The sequence below is a fragment of the Streptomyces griseiscabiei genome (genome assembly GCF_020010925.1).
Classification (GTDB): domain Bacteria; phylum Actinomycetota; class Actinomycetes; order Streptomycetales; family Streptomycetaceae; genus Streptomyces; species Streptomyces griseiscabiei.
Genome location: NZ_JAGJBZ010000001.1, coordinates 2,053,618 through 2,074,979 on the forward strand (window position 1 = coordinate 2,053,618; position 21,362 = coordinate 2,074,979).

Sequence of the window (21,362 nt, forward strand, 5' to 3'; positions counted from 1 at the left end):
GGCCGAGGCCGAGTGGCCTTCCGCCCGCCGACCGGCTGTTCGGCTCCGCCGGACGTCCGTCCCGGACCGTCCCCCGTGCGGCCCGGGACGAACTACGGCCGGGCTGGAGCACGTTGGGTCGCCGCCCGGGAGCGTTGAGTATAGTTCGCCGACGCCGGGCCGACGCGGAAGTTGCGTGATGTCCTCGCCCGGCGCCCGGGTCGGGGAACGCGCGTGGCGCCCCGGCCGACCGGGGCGCCGGGAGCGAGTGTCCCGCCGGACCCCGAAGGGCCCGGCGGGACATGTTGTCGAGAACGGCCGCGCTGCTTCTACTGGTCGAAGTAGTCCGGCTGTGTCTGCACGTTGAGCTCGGACAGCTGGATCCGCTCGGCCGGGTCCGTCCGCGGGTCGTCGATCTTGAGGACGTCGAAGCCCTTCACCAGGTCGTTCGAGTAGATGTAGCCGTTGTAGTAGTACGCCGACCACGAACCGCCGCCCACGAGGGTGGAGGTGGAGATCGGACCGCGCTCGAAGTAGGCGATCTCCTGGGGCTTCGAGGAGTCGGTGAAGTCCCAGACGGAGACACCGCCCTGGTACCAGGCCTGGACCATGATGTCCTTGCCCTTCACCGGGACGATCGAGCCGTTGTGGGCGACGCAGTTCTCGGTGTCCGCCTGGTGGCGGGGGATCTTGTAGTAGCTCTTGAAGACGAGCTTGCGCTTGTCGCCCTTGCCGACGATCTCGTAGATGCCGTCGGCCCCGCGGTCCGGCCCGATCGCCGCGTTGCAGGTGGCCGCGCCGCCGCCGCCCAGCTCATCGGTGAAGACGACCTTGTCGGCCTCCTGGTTGAACGTGGCCGAGTGCCAGAACGCGAAGTTCACGTTGTCCTGGACCCGGTCGATGACCTTCGGCTTCTTCGGGTTCTTGATGGAGAACAGGATGCCGTCCCCCATGCACGCCCCGGCGGCCAGGTCCTTGGACGGCAGCACCGTGATGTCGTGGCAGCCGGTGGTCTTGGAGACACCGGGGTTCGTGGGCGAACCCGGGTTGCCGCCACCGTCGGGACCCTCACCGGGGAACAGGACCGGGAAGCCCACCACCTTCGCCCGCTCCGGGTGCTTGCGGGACACCTTGATGACCGAGATGCCGTCGTGCGGAGGCTGGCAGTCGGGGAACGCGGCGCTCGGCGAGTACGAGGAGACGTAGACGTAGACGTTCTTGCCGTCGGGCACCAGCGTGTGGGTGTGCGAGCCGCAGGCCGTCTCCACGGCGGAGACGTACTTCGGGGACCTCGGGTCGCTGATGTCGAAGATCTTCATGCCCTCCCACGACGACTTCTCGGTCGCGGGCTGCGTGGTGCTGTTGCAGGAGTTGTCGCTGCGCGAGGAGTCCGTGGACAGGAACAGCAGGTTCCCGGAGACGGAGATGTCGTTCTGCGAGCCCGGGCAGAGCACCTGCGCGACCGTCTTCGGGGCGCTCGGGTTGCTGATGTCGAAGACCCGGAAGCCGTCGTAGTTGCCGGCGTAGGCGTACTTGCCCTGGAAGGCGAGGTCCGAGTTGGTGCCCGGCAGCGCCTCCTTGGGGATGTTGGTCAGATGCTTGATGTTGGCGGAGTGGACGATCTCGTCCTGGCCGGGTATCTCGCCGGCGGCTATCGCCGCCCGCGCCTCGGCGGCGTCGCTCTTGGAGACCTTCTCGCGCACGGCGGGCGAGTCCCCGGGGTCGGGGATCGCGCCCGCCGGTGAGGCGGTGAGCAGTGCGGCCAGAAGTCCGGCCGCAGTGGCGGCGACTCCCAGACGTCTGCGCCGGGTCCGCAGGTTGTTCAACAGGGTCACTGTGTCCTCCCGTATGGCCGTTCGCATGTGAACGGTTCAGGCACCTCCCGAAGTATCGTCTTCATCATGCACAGATCAACAGACAGCAATGCGTTTGTAACGAACAAATTTGATCAGCATCCCGTGAAAGCGTGTTAGGAACGTTCGTCAACACTCACGAGGTGTACGCCCGTTGCCGTGTCCCAGGAGGTCACTGTGCTCGTTCGCCGCACATCCCGCGCGTCACTGGTCACGGCCTCGGTGGCGGCCGTTCTGCTGACGCTCGCGGGCTGCGACTCGGGGTCGGAGGCGGCTCCCGACGGAGGATCCGCGAAGTCGGGCGGACCGGCGGTGATCGCCCCCGGAAAACCCGGTGAGGCGGCTCAAACCCTGTCGCCGGAAGAAGTCGGAAAACAGCGAGCGGAGGACGACGCTCCCAATTCCGCGGACTTCGACTACACGCGCATGATGATCCAGCATCACACCCAGGCCCTGGAGATGACCGAACTCGTTCCCGAGCGGGCGAAGTCGACCCAGGTCAAGCGGATCGCCGAACGGATCGCCGCCGCCCAGAAGCCCGAGATCGCGGCCATGGAGGGCTGGCTGAAGAACAACGGCGGTGACGAGCGGGAGACTTCGCACGACCACGGGGCGATGCCCGGCATGGCGACCGGGGCCCAGCTGAAGGAACTCGCCGCCCTCGACGGGAAGAAGTTCGACGCGCTCTTCCTGAAGCTGATGATCACTCACCACGAGGGGGCCATCACCATGGCCACGGATGTGAAGGCGCAGGGCAACAACATCCTGGTCGAGGAGATGGCCGACGATGTGATCGCCCAGCAGGCGACCGAGATCAGCCGGATGCGCGACCTGGCGGAGTGACCGGGCGACCGCCCCGGCCCCGGGCCGCCGCCCTCCGGGCTCAGCGCCGCGCGTGACGAGGTCCGAGCAGGCCCTCGTCACGCGCCCCGGCGATCAGCCGGAGGGACTTGCGGCGGCTGTGTCCGGTCGCGCACATCACGGCGAGGACCGGGTCGTAGCCGGATCGCTGCGCCGCGAGGTACTCCTCGGCCACCAGCCGCCGCCCCTCCGCCCCGCGCGGCCACGCGGGCCTGGCCCGGCGCCCGGACCCGTACGGGGCCCCGGGCAGCTCCTCCTCCAGGACCTCGGGCGTGGTGCCGCACGCCTCGAACAGCGGGCCCTCGATCCACTCGGCCAGCTCCGCCAGGTCGTCCAGGGACAGCGGCGGCTGGGCGCGGACGTCCTCCAGGGACAGCCGGCCCGCGCAGACCACGGCGAGCAGCTCGACCCCGGCCCCGTCCGGGAAGGACAGCCGGGCGCTGAACCAGGCCGTGGCGCCGCCCTCCTCCTGCACCTCCCACGCGGGCCGCACGGTCACCGCGCCGTCCTGCCAGTGACGGTCGGAAAGATTAAGAAAGGATGTTTCCAGCACCCACGCAACGTAAGCGCATGATCACATTCACTGCGCACAGCCACGCAGCCCGGGGGCGCACGGCACCCCTACGGCGCAGCACCCCCGCCAGGCACCGCCGAGGTCCGGCCCGCGCCATCGATGCCGAGGCGGGCGGACTCGCGGGCGGCCGCGTCGACGAGGGTGTCGAGCAGTGCCGGGAAGAGGTCGTCCAGGTCGTCGCGGCGCAGGCCGTTCATCTTGGCCGTGCCCCGGTAGACCTGGCGGATCACCCCGCTCTCGCGCAGCACCCGGAAGTGATGGGTGGTCGTGGACTTGGTGACCGGCAGGTCGAAGTACGAACACGAGAGCTCGTCGCCGTCGGCGGCCAGCTCGCGCACGATCCGCAGCCGCATGGGGTCGGAGAGCGCGTGCAGCACGGACTCCAGGCGGATCTCCTCGCGCGCCGGGTGCGGGAGGTCGCGGCTGCTGACGGCGGGCGAGGTCACGGCGGCTCCACGGTTTCGGGCCTTCACTGGGTCGGGCCTTCACGAAGACCCATTGTACGAGACCTATCGTAGTTTGACATCCGCCGTACTACGATGCCTATCGTACGAGTCGTACACCGTCCGCCCCGTGACGGCATCCCGTGACGATTGGAGTCGCCGTGAGCGCGCTCTTCGAGCCCTACCGCCTGCGTGAACTGACCATCCCCAACCGGGTGTGGATGCCCCCGATGTGCCAGTACTCGGCCGCGCCGGAGGGCCCCGGGACGGGCGCCCCGAACGACTGGCACTTCGCGCACTACGCGGCGCGCGCCACCGGCGGCACGGGCCTGATCATCGTCGAGGCGACCGCGGTGTCCCCCGAGGGCCGGATCTCGCCGTACGACCTCGGGATCTGGAACGACACCCAGGTCGAGGCGTTCCGCCGGATCACCGGGTTCCTGAAGGGACAGGGCACCGTCCCCGCCGTGCAGCTCGCACACGCGGGGCGCAAGGCCTCCACCGGCCTGCCGTGGCAGGGCGGGCAGCCGGTCGGCGCGGAGGCGCACGGCTGGCAGCCGGTCGCGCCCAGCGCGCTGGCCTTCGACGAACGCCACCCGGTCCCCGACGAGTTGACGGTGGAGCAGATCGCCGACGTCGTCGCGCAGTTCGCGGCGGCCGCCCGGCGCGCGCTGGCCGCCGGGTTCGAGGTCGTCGAGATCCACGGCGCCCACGGCTATCTGATCAACGAGTTCCTCTCCCCGCACTCCAACCGTCGTACCGACGCCTACGGCGGCTCGTACGAGAACCGGGTCCGTCTCGCGCTCGAAGTCGTCGACGCCGTACGGGAGGTGTGGCCGGCGGAGAAGCCGCTGTTCTTCCGGGTCTCCGCCACCGAGTGGCTGGAGGAGGGCGGCTGGACGGCCGACGACACCGTCCGTCTCGCCGCCGAGCTGAAGGCCCACGGCGTGGACCTGCTGGACGTGTCCACGGGCGGAAACGCCAGCGGGGTCCGTATCCCTGTCGGCGCCGGCTACCAGGTGCCCTTCGCCGCCCGGGTCAGGAACGAGACCTCGCTGCCCGTCGCCGCCGTCGGTCTGATCACGGAGGCCGAGCAGGCCGAGAAGATCCTCGCCAACGGCGAGGCCGACGCGGTCCTGCTCGGCCGTGAGCTGCTGCGCGACCCCTCCTGGGCCCGGCGGACGGCCCGGGAGCTGGGCGGCGAGGTGCATGTGCCCGAGCAGTACCACCGGTCCGTCTAGGGCGTGTTTCGGAAGTCCCTTCGTCGCCCGGAGGGCGGCTCTGCGGCGTCCGGTGCGTGCTCTCGGCGTGCCGGGCCTCGCAGAGCAAAAGGGACTTCCGAAACACGCCCTAGCGGTCCGTCCGGACGGGGTCCGGTTCACCGCGCCGGGCGCACGCCCTCGCCCGTCAGCGCCGCTGGAGCAGTCGGGCCGGGACCGCGGCGGCCAGGATCCGGTAGCCCTCGGGGTTGAGGTGCAGCCAGTCGCCGTCGTGGAGCCCGGGGAGGAGGCGGGTCGGGTTCTCCGGGTCGCGGACCGCGCGGTCGAAGTCGAGGACGGCGTCGAAACGGCCGCTGCCGCGGATCCAGGTGTTCACGGTCTGCCGGGCGGCCTCGCGGTGTCCGGCGGAGTCGTCGTACGGGGTGTTGCCGCCGAAGGGCAGCAGGGTGGCGCCGTACACGCGGATGCCCTGGGCGTGGGCGCGGACGACGATCTGCTCGTAGGCGGCGATCAGGTCGGCGGCGACGCGCTGTTGTGCGGCGGGCGTGGCCTCGGCGGTGCCCAGGTCGTTGACGCCCTCGAAGACGATCAGTTGCTCGACGGCGCTGTGGGCCAGGATGTCGCGGTCCAGGCGGGCGAGGGCGTTGGGCCCGAGTCCGTCGTTGAGGACGCGGTTGCCGCCGGCCGCCTGGTTCACCACCGCGATGTGCCGGGTCTCGGGCCGCTGCCGGAGACGGTCGAAGAGCTGGTCGGGCCAGCGGTCGTTGCCGTTGGTGGTGGAGCCCCGGCCGTCGGTGAGCGAGTCGCCGAGGACGGCGACGGCGGTCGTGGCGGGCCGGGACAGCACCTCGACGTCGCTGAGCAGATACCAGTGGTTGGTCGGGGTCGCGCCCGGCAGGTCCGGGTCCTCGGTGTGGTCGCCGCGCAGCAGGTACGAGGTGGTGCGGGAGCCGGGGTGCGAGGTGAGGGCGAGGGAGGCCTGCCCCTCGGCCAGGTACGCCGTCACGGTCAGGTTGGTGCCCGGGCTCAGCGTGAAGTCCAGGGGATCCGAGACCACTTGGGCGCCGACCGGCACGGTCGTGGACTCCCGTCCGCTGAACGTCACCGTCCGGGAGGTCCCGGGTTCCACCGCCGCCATCCCGGCCCGCCCGCCCAGCGGAAGGGCCACCGTCACGGCGGTCAACGGCAGCGCGCTGCCGCCGAAGGCGTTGGAGAAGCGCAGCCGGAGGCGGTCGCCGCCGGTGGTGACGCGCGCGGTCTGCCGCAGCGTGGTGTCGACGAGCACCGCCCGGTCCCCGGTGAACGGCGCCGGCGGCATGTTGCCCGGCTCGGTGAGCTGGGGCATCGCTGACCAGGTGTTCACCCAGCGCCGGGCGGACGAGACCGGGTCACCGGTGGCGGCCCCGTCCGTCCGCCGCGGGCTCCCGACCAGGGCGACCACGGCGGACGAGGCCACCACCACGGCCAGGGCGAGGACACAGCAGGCGATCACGGCCGCGAGCGGACCCCGTCCCGACGGCTCGGTGGGCCGGGGGCCGCCGAGCGGGTGCGCGGGCCGAGGAGAGGACGCCGGCTGGTGCGAGGGAGGGTGCGGGCGCGGGTGCGGGCGCAAGGGCGGTGCCTTTCTGCGGGTGCCGGGAGGGATGGAGGGAAGGCGGCGAGGGCGGCGAGGGCCGGGGAGTGAAGGACGAGTGCGGGGCGGGCGCAGGACGGGTTCAGGGCGGGTGCAGGGGCGAGACGAACGGGTCCGGGCGCGCGCCGCGTCGGCTCACGCCCGGAGGGTCGGTCGGTACGGGAGGTCCGCCGGGCACGCCGTGCCCATGCCGCGCACCGCGTCGGGCGGCGCAGCGGCCATGGCGGCGCGCGTCGGCTCACGTCGGCGCCTGTGCGCCGCCGTCCGCTCACGTCAACCCGTCGTGCACGCCGTCCCGTTGAGCGTGTACGACCCGGGTGCGGCGCTGTTGCCGGTGTGGTCGGCCTGGTAGCCGATGCCGACGCTCGCGCCGGGTGCGATCGCCGCGTTGTAGGTGGCGTTGGTCGCGGTCACGGCGCCGGAGGCCGGGCTGTACGTGGCGCCCCAGCCGTTGGTGACGGTCTGTCCGGAGGGCAGGGTGAAGCCGAGCTTCCAGCCGTTGACCGCCGTCGTACCGGTGTTGGTGATGGTCACGGACACGGTGAGGCCGGTGCTCCAGGCGTTGGTGGTGACGGTCACCTTGCAGGGGCCCGCCGGGGGCTGGGGCGCGGGCCCGGAGCCGTTGAGGCCGAAGAAGGTGAGGACACGCTCGCCCATGCCCCAGGCGTAGAGGTTGTGGCCGGTGCCCTGGAGGCTGATGGCCTCGACGGGGGCGCGGTCACCGGTGCCGCCGTAGCGGGTGCGGGTCCAGCTGGCCTGGGGTGTGTCGGTGGCGGCCGGTGTCTGGCTCACCCCGTGCACATTCGTCCACTGCTTGATCTCCTCGCCGAAGTTGGGGTAGCGCAGCACGTCGTCCGTGGTGCCGTGCCACAGCTGCATCCGGGGCCGGGTGCCCGTGTACCCCGGGTGGGCGCCGCGGACGAGGTCGCCCCAGGCCTGAGGGGTGCGGGTGACGGTGCCGTTGGCGCAGTCGCTGTTCCACTCCGAGCCGTTGGTGGTGGCGAAGCAGGCGAACGGCACACCCGCGAAGGCGGCGCCGGCGGCGAACACGTCGGGGTAGTCGCCGAGGAGGACGTTGGTCATCATCGCGCCGGAGGAGATACCGGTGGCGAAGATCCGGCCGGTGTCGGCACCGTAGGTGCGGACGGTCCAGTCGACCATGGACTTGATGCCCACGGGGTCGCTGCCGCCGCCGCGGGTGAGCGCCTGCGGGGAGGAGACGTCGAAGCACTTGCTGCTGCGGGTGACGGACGGGTACACGACGATGAACCCGTACCGGTCGGCCAGTTGGGCGTACTCGGTGCCGTTGTACATCGCCGGTCCCGAGCCGGTGCAGTAGTGCACGGCCACCACGATCGCCGGGTTCACGGTGACACTGTCCGGCACGTACAGGTACATCTGCAGGTTGCTGGGGTTGGTGCCGAAGCCGGTGATCTCGGTGAGCGCGGCCCGGGGAGCGGCCTCGGCCCTCGCGTCCGCGGCGGTCGCCGCGGGGGCGGTCAGGAGCGTGGCGGCGAGCAGCGCCGTCAGCGCTCCCAGCAGTGCGACGAGCATCGGACGCCGTGGTCCGCGTGTGCGGTGGCGGGCGGTGGGGGTCACGTCGTTGTGCCTTCCCGTGAGGTCGGCGGGAAGGGAATCGTGACATGGACATGGAGGCCATGGAAGCGCTCCCACACGTCGAAAGAATTCGCTCGTACCGGCCGTCGGGCGCGACGGCCGCACCCGCCGAGCCCGGTCGGCCGCCTCCCACCTGGGCCGACCCAATGTCTTTTGCGCAAAGCGTTGACCAGAAAGCGCTTGCCCTCTACGTTCCGTTCAGCGATGTGAACCAGGCGCGGCGCAGCACTCCCCCATCTCACATTCGGTGATCAGAACACTGAACAGAGTTTACATACACGACCCAACAGCTCTCCCGTGGAGGGACGCCCCCACATGCACACCGCCCCTCCATGTGCACACGCGCAAAGATCGGCCCCGGTCGCCGCCGCCACGCCGCCGACGACCTCCGCACCCGCCTCGCCGCCGTCGCCCCGGTGACGCCGGACGCGGGCCGCGGAGAACTCCGAGAACCATCACCCCCCATCCGCTCGGACAACAGAAGGAATCGGGACATGACTTCTGCGGTACGTCCGCGTGCCCGCACGCGCGCGCTGACCGGCACGTTCGCCGCGCTCAGCCTTTCGTTTGGCATGATCATGACCAGTGGAGCCACTCCGGCGAGCGCCGCCACCTGGCCGTCGGCGAACGGCAGCCAGCCGGTGTCCTCCACCATCTCGGTCTCCGGCACCAGGGACGGCGGCATGGTCCGCTACTACGGCAGCGGCGCCCTGGCCGGTGACGGCCAGGAGGAGGGCCAGGACCCGATCTTCAAGCTCGCGGCCGGCGCGACGCTGAAGAACGTCATCATCGGCGCGCCCGGCGCCGACGGCATCCACTGCGAGGGCAACTGCACGCTGCAGAACGTGTGGTGGGAGGACGTCGGCGAGGACGCGGCGACCTTCCGCGGCGGGTCCACCTACACGGTGACCGGCGGCGGCGCGAGGAAGGCGGCCGACAAGGTCTTCCAGCACAACGGCCCCGGCACCCTGAACATCTCCAACTTCGCGGTCAGCGACTTCAAGACGCTGTACCGCTCCTGCGGCGACTGCTCCACGCAGTACACCCGCAAGGTGAACCTCAGCAACATCGAGGTCACCGGGACCGGCTCCACCGCACGGCTGGTCGGCATCAACGTCAACCGGGGCGACGTGGCGACCCTGCGGGGCATCACGATCCTCAACGACAGCGGCCGCAAGGTCATCCCGTGCCAGAAGTACAACAACAACACCGCTGTCGGTACGGGCCCCGACAGCACCAACTGCAAGTACGCCACCTCGGACATCACCTACAGGTGAACCCGCTCGTCACCCACCGGTGAGTCCCCGACGGCCGGACGGCGCCTTCCCCCACGGGCCCCGTCCGGCCGTCGGCCGCGCACGCGGGGCGGTCACCGTCACGTTCCCGCCCCGCCCGGCCTCACCAGGCCTTGCGCTGCCAGAGCGGACCGATCAGCGCCCACTCCTCGTCCCACCGGTCCATCCGCCGCCGCTCCATCCGGCCGCGCACCAGCCGACCGCCCACGAAGGGCACGGCGCCCACGAACAGGCCCGCGAGAGCGCCGACGAGCGTGGCGCGCAACCGGGCCTGCGACTCGCTCGCCGGCTTGGTGACCAGCAGGCCCCGGGCGTCCGTCCAGACGGTGACCGGGGCGCCCATCAGCGTGGCGGGGTCGACCCGGGCCTGGCCCTCGTGGGCCGAGCCGTCGGGCGCCGTCCAGCGGACCTTCGCCCACACCTTCTCCGTGGCCGTGCCGCTCGCGCCGGAGGGTTCGGGCGCGTCCTCGGTGAGGACGGCACCCACCGGGCGCCATTCGGCGCGCTGCCGGGCGAGGCCCGACTCGACGGAGTCCGCGGCCATCAGACCGGCCGCCACACCGCCGAACAGGGTCAGCGCCCAGGCGATCAGCACGACCCAGGACTCCAGCCGGTCGCTGCGCCGTCTGAGCGGGTTGCGCCGCCATCGCCACAACCAGACCTTCGGACCACGGAATGCCACCATCGGGGGCACCCTCCCTCACACGCGCAGGACTGCCGGACCGCCCTCCCATACGGCGGCGGTCGCGCCCCTGCTCATGCGACGTGGGTCACCCCACCGGATCCGGACGGCCCCCGGCCGCCGCTCTCTCCCGCCCACACACCCGCTGACCTGCGGCGAAGGCCTCCCGAAGGGTGACTGTCAGTGGCGGGGTGCAGACTGGCCGGTGACTGGGACGACGATGTCCGGGAGGTGGCCGGGATGGCTGACGTACTGCTCACCGTGGGCACACGCAAGGGGCTGTTCATCGGGCGGCGCCGCGGGGGCGCCTGGGAGTTCGACGAGACGCCGTACTTCAACGCCCAGGCGGTCTACGCCGTCGCCATCGACACCCGTACGGACACCCCCCGGCTGCTGGTCGGCGGCGACAGCGCCCACTGGGGCCCCTCCGTGTTCCACTCCGACGACCTCGGCCGCACCTGGACCGAGCCCGCGCGGCCGGCCGTGAAGTTCCCCAAGGACACCGGGGCCTCGCTGGAGCGGGTGTGGCAGCTGCACCCGGCCGCCGCCGAACCGGACGTGGTGTACGCGGGCACGGAACCGGCCGCGCTGTACCGCTCGGCGGACCGCGGCGAGACCTTCGAGCTGGTCCGGCCGCTGTGGGAGCACCCGACCCGGGACAGGTGGGAGCCGGGGGGCGGCGGCGAGGGGCTGCACACGGTCCTCACCGACCGCCGCGATCCGCGGGCGGTGACCGTGGCCGTCTCCGCGGCCGGGGTGTTCCGCACCCGGGACGGCGGGGAGAGCTGGTCACCCTCCAACTCCGGTGTCTCCGCGGTGTTCCTGCCGGACCCGAACCCGGAGTTCGGCCAGTGCGTGCACAAGGTGGCGCGGGACGCGGTGACCCCCGACCGGCTCTATCTGCAGAACCACTGGGGGGTGTACCGCAGCGACGACGCGGGCGCGCACTGGGAGGACATCGGCGCGGGTCTGCCGTCCACGTTCGGGTTCGCCGCGGTCGCCCATCCGCACCGCGGGGACACCGCCTATGTCTTCCCGATCAACGCCGACGCGGACCGTGTCCCGGCCGACCACCGCTGCCGGGTCTTCCGCACGGCGGACGCCGGCCGCGGCTGGGAGCCGCTGTCGGCGGGGCTGCCGACGGAGGACCACTACGGCACGGTGCTGCGCGACGCGATGTGCACGGACGACGCGGACCCGGCGGGCGTGTACTTCGGCAACCGCAACGGCGAGGTGTACGCGTCGGCCGACGACGGCGACAGCTGGAGTCAGCTGGCCTCCCATCTGCCGGACGTGCTGTGCGTGCGCGCGGCGGTCGTGGGCTGAGTCATGGGACAGCGCTGCCTCAGCTCACACGCGTGCTCCAGCCGGGGGTTCCCGCTCGGCGTGGGCCTCCGGCGGCGACGTGTCGTCGATGCCGGGTCCTGTCCGCCGTACGCCGAGTCGGGCGTCGTCCGTTCCCCGGCCGGCCGCCGGTGCCGTCTCAGGACAGGAAGCGGCCGTAGGGGCCGTTGCGCATCCCGTTCTTCTGCTGCTGGCTGAAGTGGCAGTTGGGGTAGTCGTAGAACGAGCCGGACATCGGTGTGCCGTCGGTGAAGGAGGAGTCGGGCAGGCCGAAGGCGTGGCCCAGTTCGTGCACCATGCCGCCGTACCACCGGTTCATCGCGCCGTTGGTCCCGGCGGCACCGTCGGCGTCATGGCCGCTGAGGATCACCCAGCCGTTGCCGCCACCGCCCCCGGAGACGTTCGTCTTCTCCGCGCTGATCTCGCCGACGCACAGCCAGCGCGAGTCCGGAGCACCGAGGCCGAATCTGCTCATCAGCTCCTGCTGCATGTTGAACACCACCCACCAGTACTCTTCGCCACCGTTCGGGGTGTTCTCGTACCAGGCCCGCTGGTGGGCGCCCTGGACCACCTCCACCACGGGTTCGTTCAGGCGGAAGGTCACCCCGAGTTCCTGGCGGTAGAAGCGCTGTGACTCGCGCATGACGCCGGCGATGCCGTTGGGGTAGCGCGCGTCGTTCGCCACGTTCGACGGCCTCAGCCAGAACACTCGCACCGTCCCGGTCGGCGGGGCGGCCACCGCCGCCGTCCCCGTCGCCGCCCGGGCGGTGCCGGCGAACACCCCGGAACCGAGCGCCGCGATTCCCCCGGCCGCCGCGGTCAGTGCCGCGCGGCGCGTGAACCTGCATCCTGTCACCGGTCACCCTCCTCATCGAGGCGTGCTCATGACAAATCACGTTAGCACCGGCATGCGAAATGGCGAACAGCGTGCGACAAGTCGGATGTTCAACGGGTCCCTGAGCAGTGCGGCGCCGTGGTCGGCCCGGACCAGTTGCTCCCGGAGCCGTGCGACTGGAGCGGGCCGTGTACTGCTTCAGCGACTGGTGCGGGCCGCGTACTACTTCAGGAAGTGCCGATTCCTCAGGAAGTCGGTGGCGACGGTGGCGGGTTCCCCGCCCTTGGCGCTCACGGCGGTGTTCAGTTCCTGCATCACCTCGGTGGTCAGGATCTCGGCGAGCGGCTCGAGGACCTCCAGGATCTCCGGGTGCTCCTCGTCCGTCTTCCGCATCACCTGGGGGACGGCGTTGTAGATCGGGAAGAAGCTCTTGTCGTCCTCCAGGACCCGCAGGCCGAGCGCGCCGATGCGGCCGTCGGTGGTGAAGACCTCGCCGAAGTCGCAGTTGCCCTCGGCGGTCTGGGTGTAGACCACGCCGATACCGAGGGATGTCGTCCTGCCGCCGGTGATGCCGTACGCCTTCGCGTAGCCGGGATAGCCGTCGACGCGGCTGAGGAACTCCGACTCGACACAGACCTTCGACGAGGGGTTCTCGTTGAGGTACGCGGCCATGTCGGAGTCGGTCCTCAGGTTGTTCTTCTCGGCGAAGTCCTCGGCCGCGGCGAAGGCGAAGGTGTTGTTGAAGGGGGCGCGCTCTCCCCAGACGACGCCGTTCTTCTCCAGGTCCAGGTTCTTGACCGCTCTGTACTGCTTCTCGGCGTTGAAGACGGGCTCCTGCTTCAGGAAGTCGACCCAGGCCGTGCCGGTGTACTCCCAGTAGACGTCGCTCTCCCCACGTGTCAGCTTCGCCCTGGTCTGGCTGGCGCCCTTGCTGTTGGTCTCGTCGACGACGGTCGCGCCCGCCGCACACATCATCTTGATGGTGAGCTGACCCAGCAGGAGTTGCTCGTCGAACTCCTTGGAGCCGACTTTCACCGTGACCCCCTCGAGCGCGCCGGAATCGACCGACCCCGCCTCGACTCCGGTGCACGGGCCCTTCCCGGTGTCCGCGCCGCCCTCCGTCAGACCGCCGCCGCAGGCGGTCAGTCCGAGCAGAGCGGTCGATATTCCGGCGGCGACGGCGATCGATCTCGGTGAGGACGGCATGACTGTTCCTTCTTTCTGGCCAGGGGTCATGAAGGGGGCGGGTCGGAGTGATCCGCTGTCGTGGATCGAGGAGGGGCGGGTTCAGCGGATGCCGCGAGGGGTGAGGCAGCGCTGGAGGATGCCGGCGGCCCAGTCCATCAACAGGGCGAGCACGGCGATCATCACGGAGGCCACCAGGACGGCGAAGGGCCGGTCGCTGCGTACCGCGCCGAACAGCGTCGCGCCCAGGCCGCCCGCACCGAGAAAACTGCCCAGGGGCACGGTGGCCACGGCGAGCACGATCGCGGTGCGGGTACCGGCGCCGATGATGGGCACGGCCAGGGGCAGTTCCACGCCGAGCAGGATTCTGGCGGGGGACATGCCCATCCCCCTAGCCGCGTCCAGCACGCTGGGGTCGATGCCCTGCAGACCGACGATGGTGTTCCGCAGGACCGACAGGGTGGTGTAGCGCAACGGCGTCGAGCTGGAGGTGCTCTGGTCGGCGATCCGGCAGTCCGTCGGGGACTCCTTCGTCGCCTCGCACGACGCCCCTTCCATCTTCGCCGGCCACTACGACCCGTCCTTCACCCTCGACCTCTGCCTGAAGGACCTCCGCCTCATCCAAGGGCTCCAGAACGGCCTCGGCGCCGAGCTGCCCCTCACCGATGCCGCCCGCGGCGCGTTCACGCTCGCCGCCGATCGCTACGGCCCCGACGCGGCCGAACTGCATGTCGCCAAGCGCATCGAGGACGACGCGGACGTCTCGTTCCGCCTCGCCGGAGAGTGGGTTCCGCCCTGGGAGGTCGACGACAGCGGTTCCTCGGCGCCGGTCCGTGCGTGAGCGTCGGACGAGGGGGAGGGTTCACCGTCACGGGCGACAACCGGGAGGGGAATCGCATTCACGTCGACGGCTCTTCCGAGGCCGGCGGTCGCGAGAAGCCGCCGGCCGCCGAGCCGTCACACGCACCACGGGTTACGGCAGGCGCCAGTCCACCGGCTGGGCACCCTGCTGGATCAGCAGGTCGTTGGCACGGCTGAACGGCCGGGAACCGAAGAAGCCGCGGTCCGCCGACATCGGGGACGGGTGCGCGGACTCGATCGCCGGAAGGTCCCCCAGCAGCGGTCGCAGATTGCGCGCGTCGCGCCCCCACAGGATGGAGACCAGCGGCTTGCCGCGCCCCGCGAGGGCCCGGATCGCCTGTTCCGTGACCTCCTCCCAGCCCTTGCCCCGGTGCGCGGCCGGCTTGCGCGGGGCGGTGGTGAGCGCTCTGTTGAGCAGCAGCACACCCTGCTGCGTCCACGGCGTGAGATCGCCGTTCGACGGCCTGGGCAGCCCCAGGTCGGAGTGCGCCTCCCGGAAGATGTTCTCCAGACTCCCCGGCAGTGAACGCACCTCGGGCGAGACCGCGAAACTCAACCCGATGGCCATCCCGGGGGTGGGGTAGGGATCCTGTCCGACGATCAGGACACGGACGTCATCGAAGGGCTGCTGGAAGGCGCGAAGGACATTCGCCCCGGAGGGAAGATAGGTCCGGCCGGCCGCTATCTCGGCGCGGAGGAAGTCCCCCATGGCCGCGATGCGTTCGGCCGCGGGTTCGAGAGCCTTCGCCCAGCCCGCTTCAACAAGTTCATGCAAGGGTCGTGGTGCCACAGCCCGTCACTCTACTGGTGGACACACGTCGCCCGGCACAACTCACAGGCCCGCACGCACGACCGCCGCCCTGGCGCTACTCTTCTGCCTCGTCGAGCGCTTCGCCGAGATCTCCGTCGAGCGCTTCGCCGAGATCTTCGACCCGGTCGAGCAGATCACGCGGCCGGTCACCGGGAAGGAGGGGAGCCCGTTGCATCCACTGGTCAAGCCACTCCGCCATCGCCATCACGCCTCGCCGGCCCCTCGTCTTCGATGCCCCCGTCCCGGAACTCCCGGGACCCGGCGGGGCGATCTGTCATGACCGGCGGCGAGCCTCCCGTCGTCCTCGCCGTGGACTCCGGCGGGTCAGGGCTCCGCGCGGCGCTGGCCCGGGGCACCGAGGTGCTCGGCGAGCCCGCGCTCTGCGGGGAGGCGGTACGGACCGGCGAGCGCGGGATCGACGCCGGGGAATTCCTGGAGCGGCTGCTGCCCCTGGCGCGGCGGCTGCTGGACGCCGCCGGGTGCGACCGTCCGGCGGCGGTGGCCGTCGGGGCCGCCGGGTTCGCGACGCTCGGTGAACAGCTGCGCGCCGAGCTGCCGTCGGCGCTGACGCGCGAGCTGGGAGTGCGCCGGGTCGCGCTGGCGGCCGACGCGGTCACCGCGTACACCGGCGCCCTCGGTGCGCGGCCGGGTGTGGTGATCGCCGCGGGTACGGGTCTGATCGCGATCGGCACGGACCTGACGGGCTGGCGTCGGGCGGACGGCTGGGGTCATCTGCTCGGGGACTGCGGTGGCGGCGCGTGGATCGGGCGGGCCGGGCTGGAGGCGGCCCTGCGGGCGCACGACGGGCGGACCGGCGGTTCGGCCCCGCTGCTGGCCCGCGCCGAGGAGCTGTTCGGCCCGGTGGAGGGGCTGCCCGGCCGGCTGTACCCGAGGCCCGACCGCCCGGCGGTCCTCGCGTCCTTCGCGCCCGAGGTGGCCGCCTGCGCCGGGGACGACCCGGTGGCGGCGGGGGTGCTGCGCGAGGCGGCCCGGCACCTGGCCGACGCGGCGGCGGCCGTCTGCCCGGCCCCGGCCCCGGGTTCGGGCGAACCCCGAGTGGCCCTGACCGGCGGGCTGTTCAGGCTGGGCGACCCGCTGCTCGGTCCCCTGGAGGCCGAGTTGGCGCACCGGCTGCCGTACGCGCGGCGGGTGCCGGCGGAGGGGGATCCGCTGACGGGTGCCGTACGGATCGGGGCGGCGCTGGCGACCGGCGGGCTCGGGTTGCCGTACGACGAACGGATGTTGTACGTGGTGGCCGAAAAATAGTACCTGAAACAGGGAGAAATCCAGCCTGTCGGACAAGCGGCATCGAGGTCACCCAAGTGCGCCGCTCAGCAGATAAATGCGGTATCGATCGGCCCTGATCGGTCCGTAACTCATCAGACAAAACAGGACGGATACCGCTCACCTGCACCCTCCCCGAACAGGGGAGCCCAAGAAGCCAGTAACATGCGGCGCCATGAGCTCCCCCACTGGGCCCGCGTCCGGCCTGCCAGTACGAATGCCGCGACCCCGCCAGCCCGGGCGGCACCGCCGTCCGGAGCCCCTGGCGGCTCCCGAGGGCGCGCCCGCGCTCGTCCTCGCGGTGCCCGGCACGCCCAGCGCCGCCACGCGCGGCCTCGCCGAGGAGGTCGTGAGCATCGCGCGCTCCGAGCTCCCCGGCCTCGACGCCCGCATCGGCTACGTCGACGGGGGCGCCGACGAGTTCCCCACGCTGCAGTCGGTGCTCGCGCGCGCCGCCGAGGAGCGCACCGCCCGTTACGAGCAGGCGGTCGCCGCCGGCCTCGACGTCAAGGAGCCGGAAGGGCTCGTCGCCGTCGTCGTGCCCCTGCTGGCCGGTCCGGACAGCGCCACGCTGCGCCAGGTCCGCCAGGCCGTCATGGAGAGCCGGATCGCGGCCGAGCTGACCGATGTCCTCGGTCCGCACCCGCTGCTCGCCGAGGCCCTGCACGTACGGCTGTCGGAGGCCGGTCTGGCGCGTGCCGACCGGGCCCGGCTGTTCACCGTCGCCACCGCCGCGGACGGCATCGTCCTCGCCACCGTGGGCGGCGAGGAGGCCGTGCAGGCCGCCGGGATCACGGGCATGCTGCTGGCCGCGCGGCTCGCCGTGCCGGTGATGGCCGCCGCCCTCGACCAGGAGGGCTCGATCACCTCCATCGCCGAGCAGCTGCGCTCCTCCGGCTCCCAGCAGCTGGCGCTCGCGCCGTACCTGATAGGGCCGGAGATCGACGCCGGTCTCATCGAGGCGGCCGCGACGGAGGCGGGCTGCTCCGCCGCCGAGGCGCTCGGCCCCTACCCGGCGATCGGCAAGCTGGCCCTCGGCAAGTACACGACGGCGCTCGGCATCGCGCCGCAGCAGCCGCAGGGCCTGCCGGTCCGCTGAGCCCCGGCACTCCGCCCGGACCGCGACCCCTGCGGCCGAGGGGCCGCTCCTCTCGCAGGAGCGGACCCTCGGCCGTACGCGTGCCACGCCGCGCCGCGCGGCTCTCGCGGTGGCGGGATCAGCCGCTCAGGACGACGCAGGAGGCGGCCGGGGCCGCGATCGAGCCACCGTGCGCCGGTATCCCCGTGTCCGGGTCGACCGTGAACCAGGTGACGTCACCGGAGCGCTCGTTGGCCACGTACAGGGTGCCCGCCGCGTAGGCGAGGGCGCGGGGCCAGTGGCCGCCGCAGGGCACGGTGGTGACCAGGCGCAGCCCGTCGCCCTCGACGGCGAGCACGGAGAGGACGTCCGTGCCACGGGTGGCCGTCCACACGAAACGGCCGTCGGGGGACACGACGACGCCCGAGGGGTACGCGTCACCCTCCGGGGCGTCCGGCAGCACCGGGGTCTCCGCCAGCGTCTCCAGCAGGCCGTCAGAGGCGTTCCAGCGGCACACGGTGACCGTGGGGGCGAGTTCGTTCAGCACATAGACGTACGATCCGCCCGGCTCGCCGTCCGGGGCGCCGGGATGGAACGCCAGGTGGCGCGGTCCCGAGCCCGGCCGCAGGGCCGTCTCGTGGTGCACGACCGGGACGCCGTCCTCCAGCGCGCAGACCCGCACCGAGTCCGTGCCGAGGTCGACGCCGAGGAACCGGCGGCCGCTCGGGTCGGGCAGCACCTGATGGGCGTGCGGCTCCCGCTGGCGGCTCGGGTCGGGCCCGGAGCCGGTGTGCCGGAGCGTGCCGGACGCGGGCGCCGCGAGAGTGCCGTCGGGGCGCACGGGGACGGCGGTGACGCTGCCGGAGCCGTAGTCGGCGGTCAGGACATGACCGGCGTGTACGGCGAGATGGGTGGGGCCGTCGCCGACCGCCACCGGGGGGCCGGTCAACTCCGGCGTGTCGCCCGTCACCCGGTAGGCGGCCACGGCGCCCCCGGGGCGCTCGCTGACCGCGTAGAGGGTCTCCCCGTCCGGCGCGAGGGCGAGGTAGGACGGGTCGGGGACGTCGTCCACGCCCCCCAGGACGGTGAGCGCGCCGCTCTTCTCGTCTACGGCGGCGACGAGGACGCCGGGTCCTCCCGCCGACGTGAACGACCCGATGTACGCCCGTCGTCGCCGCGGTCCGCCCGCCGCGTCCATGCCCGCTTCCGCTTCCGCAGTCATTGCCGTCCCCTCCCGCTCGCCCGGTGTGCGCGCGAACAGTAGCAGGAGGTCTAGACCAAAGTCTGCGGCGGTGGCGCGGACCGGGACCCGTGCGCCCCGCGAGTGCCTCCGGCTCCCTCGCACACGGCGCCCAGGGCGTGCACCGGGGGCGCCCGGCGCGGGTCGGTCTACGGACCGGCGGCCCGCGAGCCCGGGGCAGCCGCACCGAGCGGCATCGCCAGCTCGGACAGCGCCGTCTCCAGATTGCGCAGATGCGTCAGGGCGGGGCCGGCCTCGGGCCGGGAGGCGGCGGTCGGAGCAGGACGCGCCGGGGAGGCCGCGGTCGGGGAAGCCGGCGTCCGGAAGGCCGTGGCCGAGGAGATGACCGTACGGGAGGCCGTCGACCGGGAGGCCGTCGTGCGGGGAGCGGCTGCCGGGTCCGTGGCGGACGGTCGGCCGGCGGGCTCCGTCAGGGCCTCCACGGCGGCCTTCACCTGGCGGCAGGCGGCGATCAGGGCGGCCTCGCGCGATCCGGCCGGGTCGGCGGTGGCGGAGACCAGGGCGCGCACCTCGCTCACACAGTGGTCGAGCAGCCGGATGGCCTCGCGGGCGCGGGCCTTGCGGGCCCGGTGCGGGTTCAGCGGGTGGACCAGCGGGGCGAGCGCCATCCGGGCCCTGGCGAACAGCAGTTCCAGCTCGGCGGCGTGCGGGGTCGGGTCGGCTCCGGGGACCCCCTCCAGCCGGGCGGCCGTGGCGGTCGCGGTGGCGTGCACGCAGTGCAGCGCCCGCTGGATCCAGGCGTCGTTGGTCGCGTGGGTGGTGACGGGCAGGACGAGGACCACGGCGAGCATGGCGCAGACCGCGCCCACGCCCGTCTCGACCAGACGCAGCGCGAGCAGGCCGGGGTCCAGGACGCCCAGCAGGCCGTAGAGGAGGCTGGCCATGACGGTGACCGCCAGCATCATCCAGGAGTACGAGACCGCCGCCGTGTAGAAGATCCCGAAGACGCAGACCGCGACCAGCGCGGCCGAGGACGCGGGCGCCCCGTCCAGCGGGACGGCGACGAAGAGTCCGACGGCGACACCGATCACGGTGCCCAGGACCCGGCGGAAGCCGCGGACCAGGGTCTCACCGCGGGACGCGGTGTTGACGAAGATCCACCAGGCGGTGCCGACGGCCCAGTACCAGCGGTCCTCGGAGAGCGCCTGGCCGACGAGCAGCGCGACACCGCAGGCGACCGCGGCCTGACAGGCCTGCCGGGTGGTGGGCCGCGCCAGTCCCGTCCCGGGCGGCCCGACGGGGAGCGCGACGGTCGGCAGCGAGCGCTCGATGGGCCACAGCACGAACCGCACCGTGCCCGCGACCAGCAGGGCGAGAGCCATGGCGGCGTACAGCTCGGGCAGGTGCGCCGGGACGGCGTGGAGGAACTGCGCGACGAAGAAGCTCATGAACGCGAAGATCCCGAGCGCCTGGCCGCGCGGCCCCCAGCGGCGGGCGTAGACCCCGCCGAGGACGGTGGCCACGAACGCGAGGTCGCGGGCGGCGGTGACGTCGTGCAGGACGGCGGCCAGGGCGAGCACGGGGAAGCCGGCCACCGGCAGCAGGGCGGTGGTGAGCCGCTGGGCGGGGACGGTCGCGTCGGTGACGGTGAACAGGGCGAGGAGGGCCGCGAGCCCGGCGGTGATGGAGGCGGGGAGCGAGAGGCCGCCGAGTTCGGACACGGCCACGGCGGCGCCCACGCCGATGACGGCGCGGAGCGCGTTCCGCAGCCGCAGCAGCCCCGGATCGGGAGCCGTGAACATCCTCTTCATGACGGTGTGCCGCCCCCTTGCCGTGGTGCCCGCCCCGCCCACGGCCGGTCCGGGGTCTCCGGGTGGCGGCGGGCACGGCGAAGGCGCCGCGCTCCGGACCGGCCTCGTCGCCGTCCGGCACCGCGCGGCGCCGTGAGTTGCGTGTAGACGGCAGAGGTATCACCTCGCGCCCCAATGGCTCAACACGGCCTCGCACGGGTGGGCCATTGGTACAGTCATGGCGCCGGAATCCCGGCATCTGGTAGGCCAACGGATCAGACGGAGGCGACAGGCCATGGCCGTGGACGAGCTGGACACCCGCATCCTGCGGCTGCTGCTGGACCGGCCGCGCACCAGCGTGCGGGAGTACGCCCGTGTCCTCGGCGTCGCCCGGGGCACGCTCCAGGCCCGGCTGGACCGGCTGGAGCGCGACGGGGTGATCACCGGCACGGGTCCGTCGCTCTCCCCCGCCGCGCTCGGCCACCCCGTACTGGCCTTCGTGCACATCGAGGTGACCCAGGGGCATCTCGACGACGTCGGGGACGCGCTGGCGGCCGTGCCGGAGATCATCGAAGCGTTCTCGATCACGGGTGGCGGCGATCTCCTGACCCGGGTCGTGGCCCGCGACAACGCGCATCTGGAGGACGTCATCCAGGCGCTGATCAGCCTGCCGGGCGTGGTGCGCACCCGGACGGAGGTGGCGCTGCGGGAGCGGGTGCCGTACCGGCTGTCGCCGCTGGTCGGGTCGATCGGCGCGGCGGCGGGCCGGTCGGCGGGAAGCTGACCCTGAAAGGCCCCCGGGTCCTCCTGGCACCC

General features: G+C 72.2%; 21 protein-coding genes. 8 read left to right on the forward strand and 13 right to left on the reverse strand.

Annotated features, from left to right (window positions below; translation table 11 throughout):
- Nucleotides 1-308: 308 nt before the first annotated feature.
- Nucleotides 309-1,814, reverse strand: a complete 1,506-nt coding sequence (locus J8M51_RS08970; RefSeq protein ID WP_086762469.1) for an LVIVD repeat-containing protein — start codon at nucleotides 1,812-1,814, stop codon at nucleotides 309-311.
- Nucleotides 1,815-2,009: 195 nt separating this feature from the next.
- Here J8M51_RS08970 and J8M51_RS08975 point away from each other — a divergent pair, with 195 nt between their 5' ends.
- Nucleotides 2,010-2,675: a DUF305 domain-containing protein gene (locus J8M51_RS08975; RefSeq protein ID WP_086762476.1), complete on the forward strand. Its 666-nt coding sequence runs from the start codon at nucleotides 2,010-2,012 to the stop codon at nucleotides 2,673-2,675.
- Between the two features lie 40 nt (nucleotides 2,676-2,715).
- Here the strand turns inward: J8M51_RS08975 and J8M51_RS08980 are convergent, their stop codons facing one another.
- Together J8M51_RS08980 and J8M51_RS08985 are read right to left on the reverse strand one after the other, a co-directional pair.
- Nucleotides 2,716-3,192 carry a DUF6214 family protein gene (locus J8M51_RS08980; protein ID WP_086762471.1) on the reverse strand — a complete coding sequence of 159 codons (477 nt, stop codon included), beginning with the start codon at nucleotides 3,190-3,192 and terminating at the stop codon, nucleotides 2,716-2,718.
- 122 nt (nucleotides 3,193-3,314) lie between these two features.
- The gene (locus J8M51_RS08985; protein ID WP_086762472.1) at nucleotides 3,315-3,713 is read right to left on the reverse strand and encodes an ArsR/SmtB family transcription factor; all 399 of its coding nucleotides are present in this window, start codon (nucleotides 3,711-3,713) and stop codon (nucleotides 3,315-3,317) included.
- 158 nt (nucleotides 3,714-3,871) lie between these two features.
- Between J8M51_RS08985 and J8M51_RS08990 the strand changes: the two genes are divergently transcribed.
- Nucleotides 3,872-4,951 carry an NADH:flavin oxidoreductase/NADH oxidase gene (locus tag J8M51_RS08990; RefSeq protein ID WP_086762474.1) on the forward strand — a complete coding sequence of 360 codons (1,080 nt, stop codon included), beginning with the start codon at nucleotides 3,872-3,874 and terminating at the stop codon, nucleotides 4,949-4,951.
- 166 nt (nucleotides 4,952-5,117) lie between these two features.
- Here the strand turns inward: J8M51_RS08990 and J8M51_RS08995 are convergent, their stop codons facing one another.
- Both J8M51_RS08995 and J8M51_RS09000 read right to left on the reverse strand, forming a co-directional pair.
- Entirely contained in the window at nucleotides 5,118-6,422 is a 1,305-nt protein-coding gene (locus tag J8M51_RS08995) for an SGNH/GDSL hydrolase family protein (protein ID WP_267299087.1), read from the reverse strand.
- A 414-nt stretch (nucleotides 6,423-6,836) separates the two neighbouring features.
- A complete protein-coding gene (locus J8M51_RS09000) occupies nucleotides 6,837-8,117 on the reverse strand; it encodes an extracellular catalytic domain type 1 short-chain-length polyhydroxyalkanoate depolymerase (RefSeq protein ID WP_267299088.1) in 1,281 nt (426 codons plus the stop codon).
- Nucleotides 8,118-8,674: 557 nt separating this feature from the next.
- Between J8M51_RS09000 and J8M51_RS09005 the strand changes: the two genes are divergently transcribed.
- Nucleotides 8,675-9,457: a pectate lyase gene (locus J8M51_RS09005; protein WP_216589919.1), complete on the forward strand. Its 783-nt coding sequence runs from the start codon at nucleotides 8,675-8,677 to the stop codon at nucleotides 9,455-9,457.
- A gap of 121 nt (nucleotides 9,458-9,578) precedes the next feature.
- On the opposite strand, the gene J8M51_RS09010 is transcribed toward J8M51_RS09005, so the two are convergent.
- Entirely contained in the window at nucleotides 9,579-10,160 is a 582-nt protein-coding gene (locus J8M51_RS09010; protein WP_086752980.1) for an Rv1733c family protein, read from the reverse strand.
- A gap of 237 nt (nucleotides 10,161-10,397) precedes the next feature.
- Between J8M51_RS09010 and J8M51_RS09015 the strand changes: the two genes are divergently transcribed.
- Nucleotides 10,398-11,483 carry a WD40/YVTN/BNR-like repeat-containing protein gene (locus J8M51_RS09015; RefSeq protein WP_179202906.1) on the forward strand — a complete coding sequence of 362 codons (1,086 nt, stop codon included), beginning with the start codon at nucleotides 10,398-10,400 and terminating at the stop codon, nucleotides 11,481-11,483.
- Nucleotides 11,484-11,640: 157 nt separating this feature from the next.
- On the opposite strand, the gene J8M51_RS09020 is transcribed toward J8M51_RS09015, so the two are convergent.
- From J8M51_RS09020 to J8M51_RS09030, 3 genes are all read right to left on the reverse strand, one after another.
- Nucleotides 11,641-12,357, reverse strand: coding sequence for a hypothetical protein (locus J8M51_RS09020; protein WP_179202907.1), 717 nt, complete (start codon nucleotides 12,355-12,357; stop codon nucleotides 11,641-11,643).
- 201 nt (nucleotides 12,358-12,558) lie between these two features.
- Nucleotides 12,559-13,542: a glycine betaine ABC transporter substrate-binding protein gene (locus J8M51_RS09025; protein ID WP_179202908.1), complete on the reverse strand. Its 984-nt coding sequence runs from the start codon at nucleotides 13,540-13,542 to the stop codon at nucleotides 12,559-12,561.
- Between the two features lie 81 nt (nucleotides 13,543-13,623).
- Nucleotides 13,624-13,995, reverse strand: coding sequence for an ABC transporter permease (locus J8M51_RS09030; RefSeq protein WP_179202909.1), 372 nt, complete (start codon nucleotides 13,993-13,995; stop codon nucleotides 13,624-13,626).
- 16 nt (nucleotides 13,996-14,011) lie between these two features.
- Between J8M51_RS09030 and J8M51_RS09035 the strand changes: the two genes are divergently transcribed.
- Nucleotides 14,012-14,362, forward strand: coding sequence for an NAD-binding protein (locus tag J8M51_RS09035; protein ID WP_179202910.1), 351 nt, complete (start codon nucleotides 14,012-14,014; stop codon nucleotides 14,360-14,362).
- Between the two features lie 132 nt (nucleotides 14,363-14,494).
- On the opposite strand, the gene J8M51_RS09040 is transcribed toward J8M51_RS09035, so the two are convergent.
- The gene (locus J8M51_RS09040) at nucleotides 14,495-15,172 is read right to left on the reverse strand and encodes a uracil-DNA glycosylase (RefSeq protein ID WP_086752988.1); all 678 of its coding nucleotides are present in this window, start codon (nucleotides 15,170-15,172) and stop codon (nucleotides 14,495-14,497) included.
- A gap of 76 nt (nucleotides 15,173-15,248) precedes the next feature.
- Complete coding sequence (locus J8M51_RS09045) at nucleotides 15,249-15,401, reverse strand: hypothetical protein (protein WP_179202911.1); 153 nt, start codon at nucleotides 15,399-15,401, stop codon at nucleotides 15,249-15,251.
- A gap of 68 nt (nucleotides 15,402-15,469) precedes the next feature.
- Here J8M51_RS09045 and J8M51_RS09050 point away from each other — a divergent pair, with 68 nt between their 5' ends.
- Nucleotides 15,470-16,459: an N-acetylglucosamine kinase gene (locus J8M51_RS09050; protein WP_086752990.1), complete on the forward strand. Its 990-nt coding sequence runs from the start codon at nucleotides 15,470-15,472 to the stop codon at nucleotides 16,457-16,459.
- Nucleotides 16,460-16,652: 193 nt separating this feature from the next.
- Complete coding sequence (locus J8M51_RS09055) at nucleotides 16,653-17,576, forward strand: sirohydrochlorin chelatase (protein WP_086752992.1); 924 nt, start codon at nucleotides 16,653-16,655, stop codon at nucleotides 17,574-17,576.
- A gap of 118 nt (nucleotides 17,577-17,694) precedes the next feature.
- On the opposite strand, the gene J8M51_RS09060 is transcribed toward J8M51_RS09055, so the two are convergent.
- Both J8M51_RS09060 and J8M51_RS09065 read right to left on the reverse strand, forming a co-directional pair.
- Nucleotides 17,695-18,777, reverse strand: a complete 1,083-nt coding sequence (locus tag J8M51_RS09060) for a lactonase family protein (protein ID WP_267299089.1) — start codon at nucleotides 18,775-18,777, stop codon at nucleotides 17,695-17,697.
- 167 nt (nucleotides 18,778-18,944) lie between these two features.
- Complete coding sequence (locus J8M51_RS09065; protein ID WP_256966252.1) at nucleotides 18,945-20,567, reverse strand: FUSC family protein; 1,623 nt, start codon at nucleotides 20,565-20,567, stop codon at nucleotides 18,945-18,947.
- Nucleotides 20,568-20,841: 274 nt separating this feature from the next.
- Between J8M51_RS09065 and J8M51_RS09070 the strand changes: the two genes are divergently transcribed.
- Nucleotides 20,842-21,330 (forward strand): Lrp/AsnC family transcriptional regulator, encoded by a 489-nt coding sequence (locus J8M51_RS09070; protein WP_086762596.1) that lies wholly within the window; start codon nucleotides 20,842-20,844, stop codon nucleotides 21,328-21,330.
- The last annotated feature ends 32 nt before the right edge of the window (nucleotides 21,331-21,362 follow it).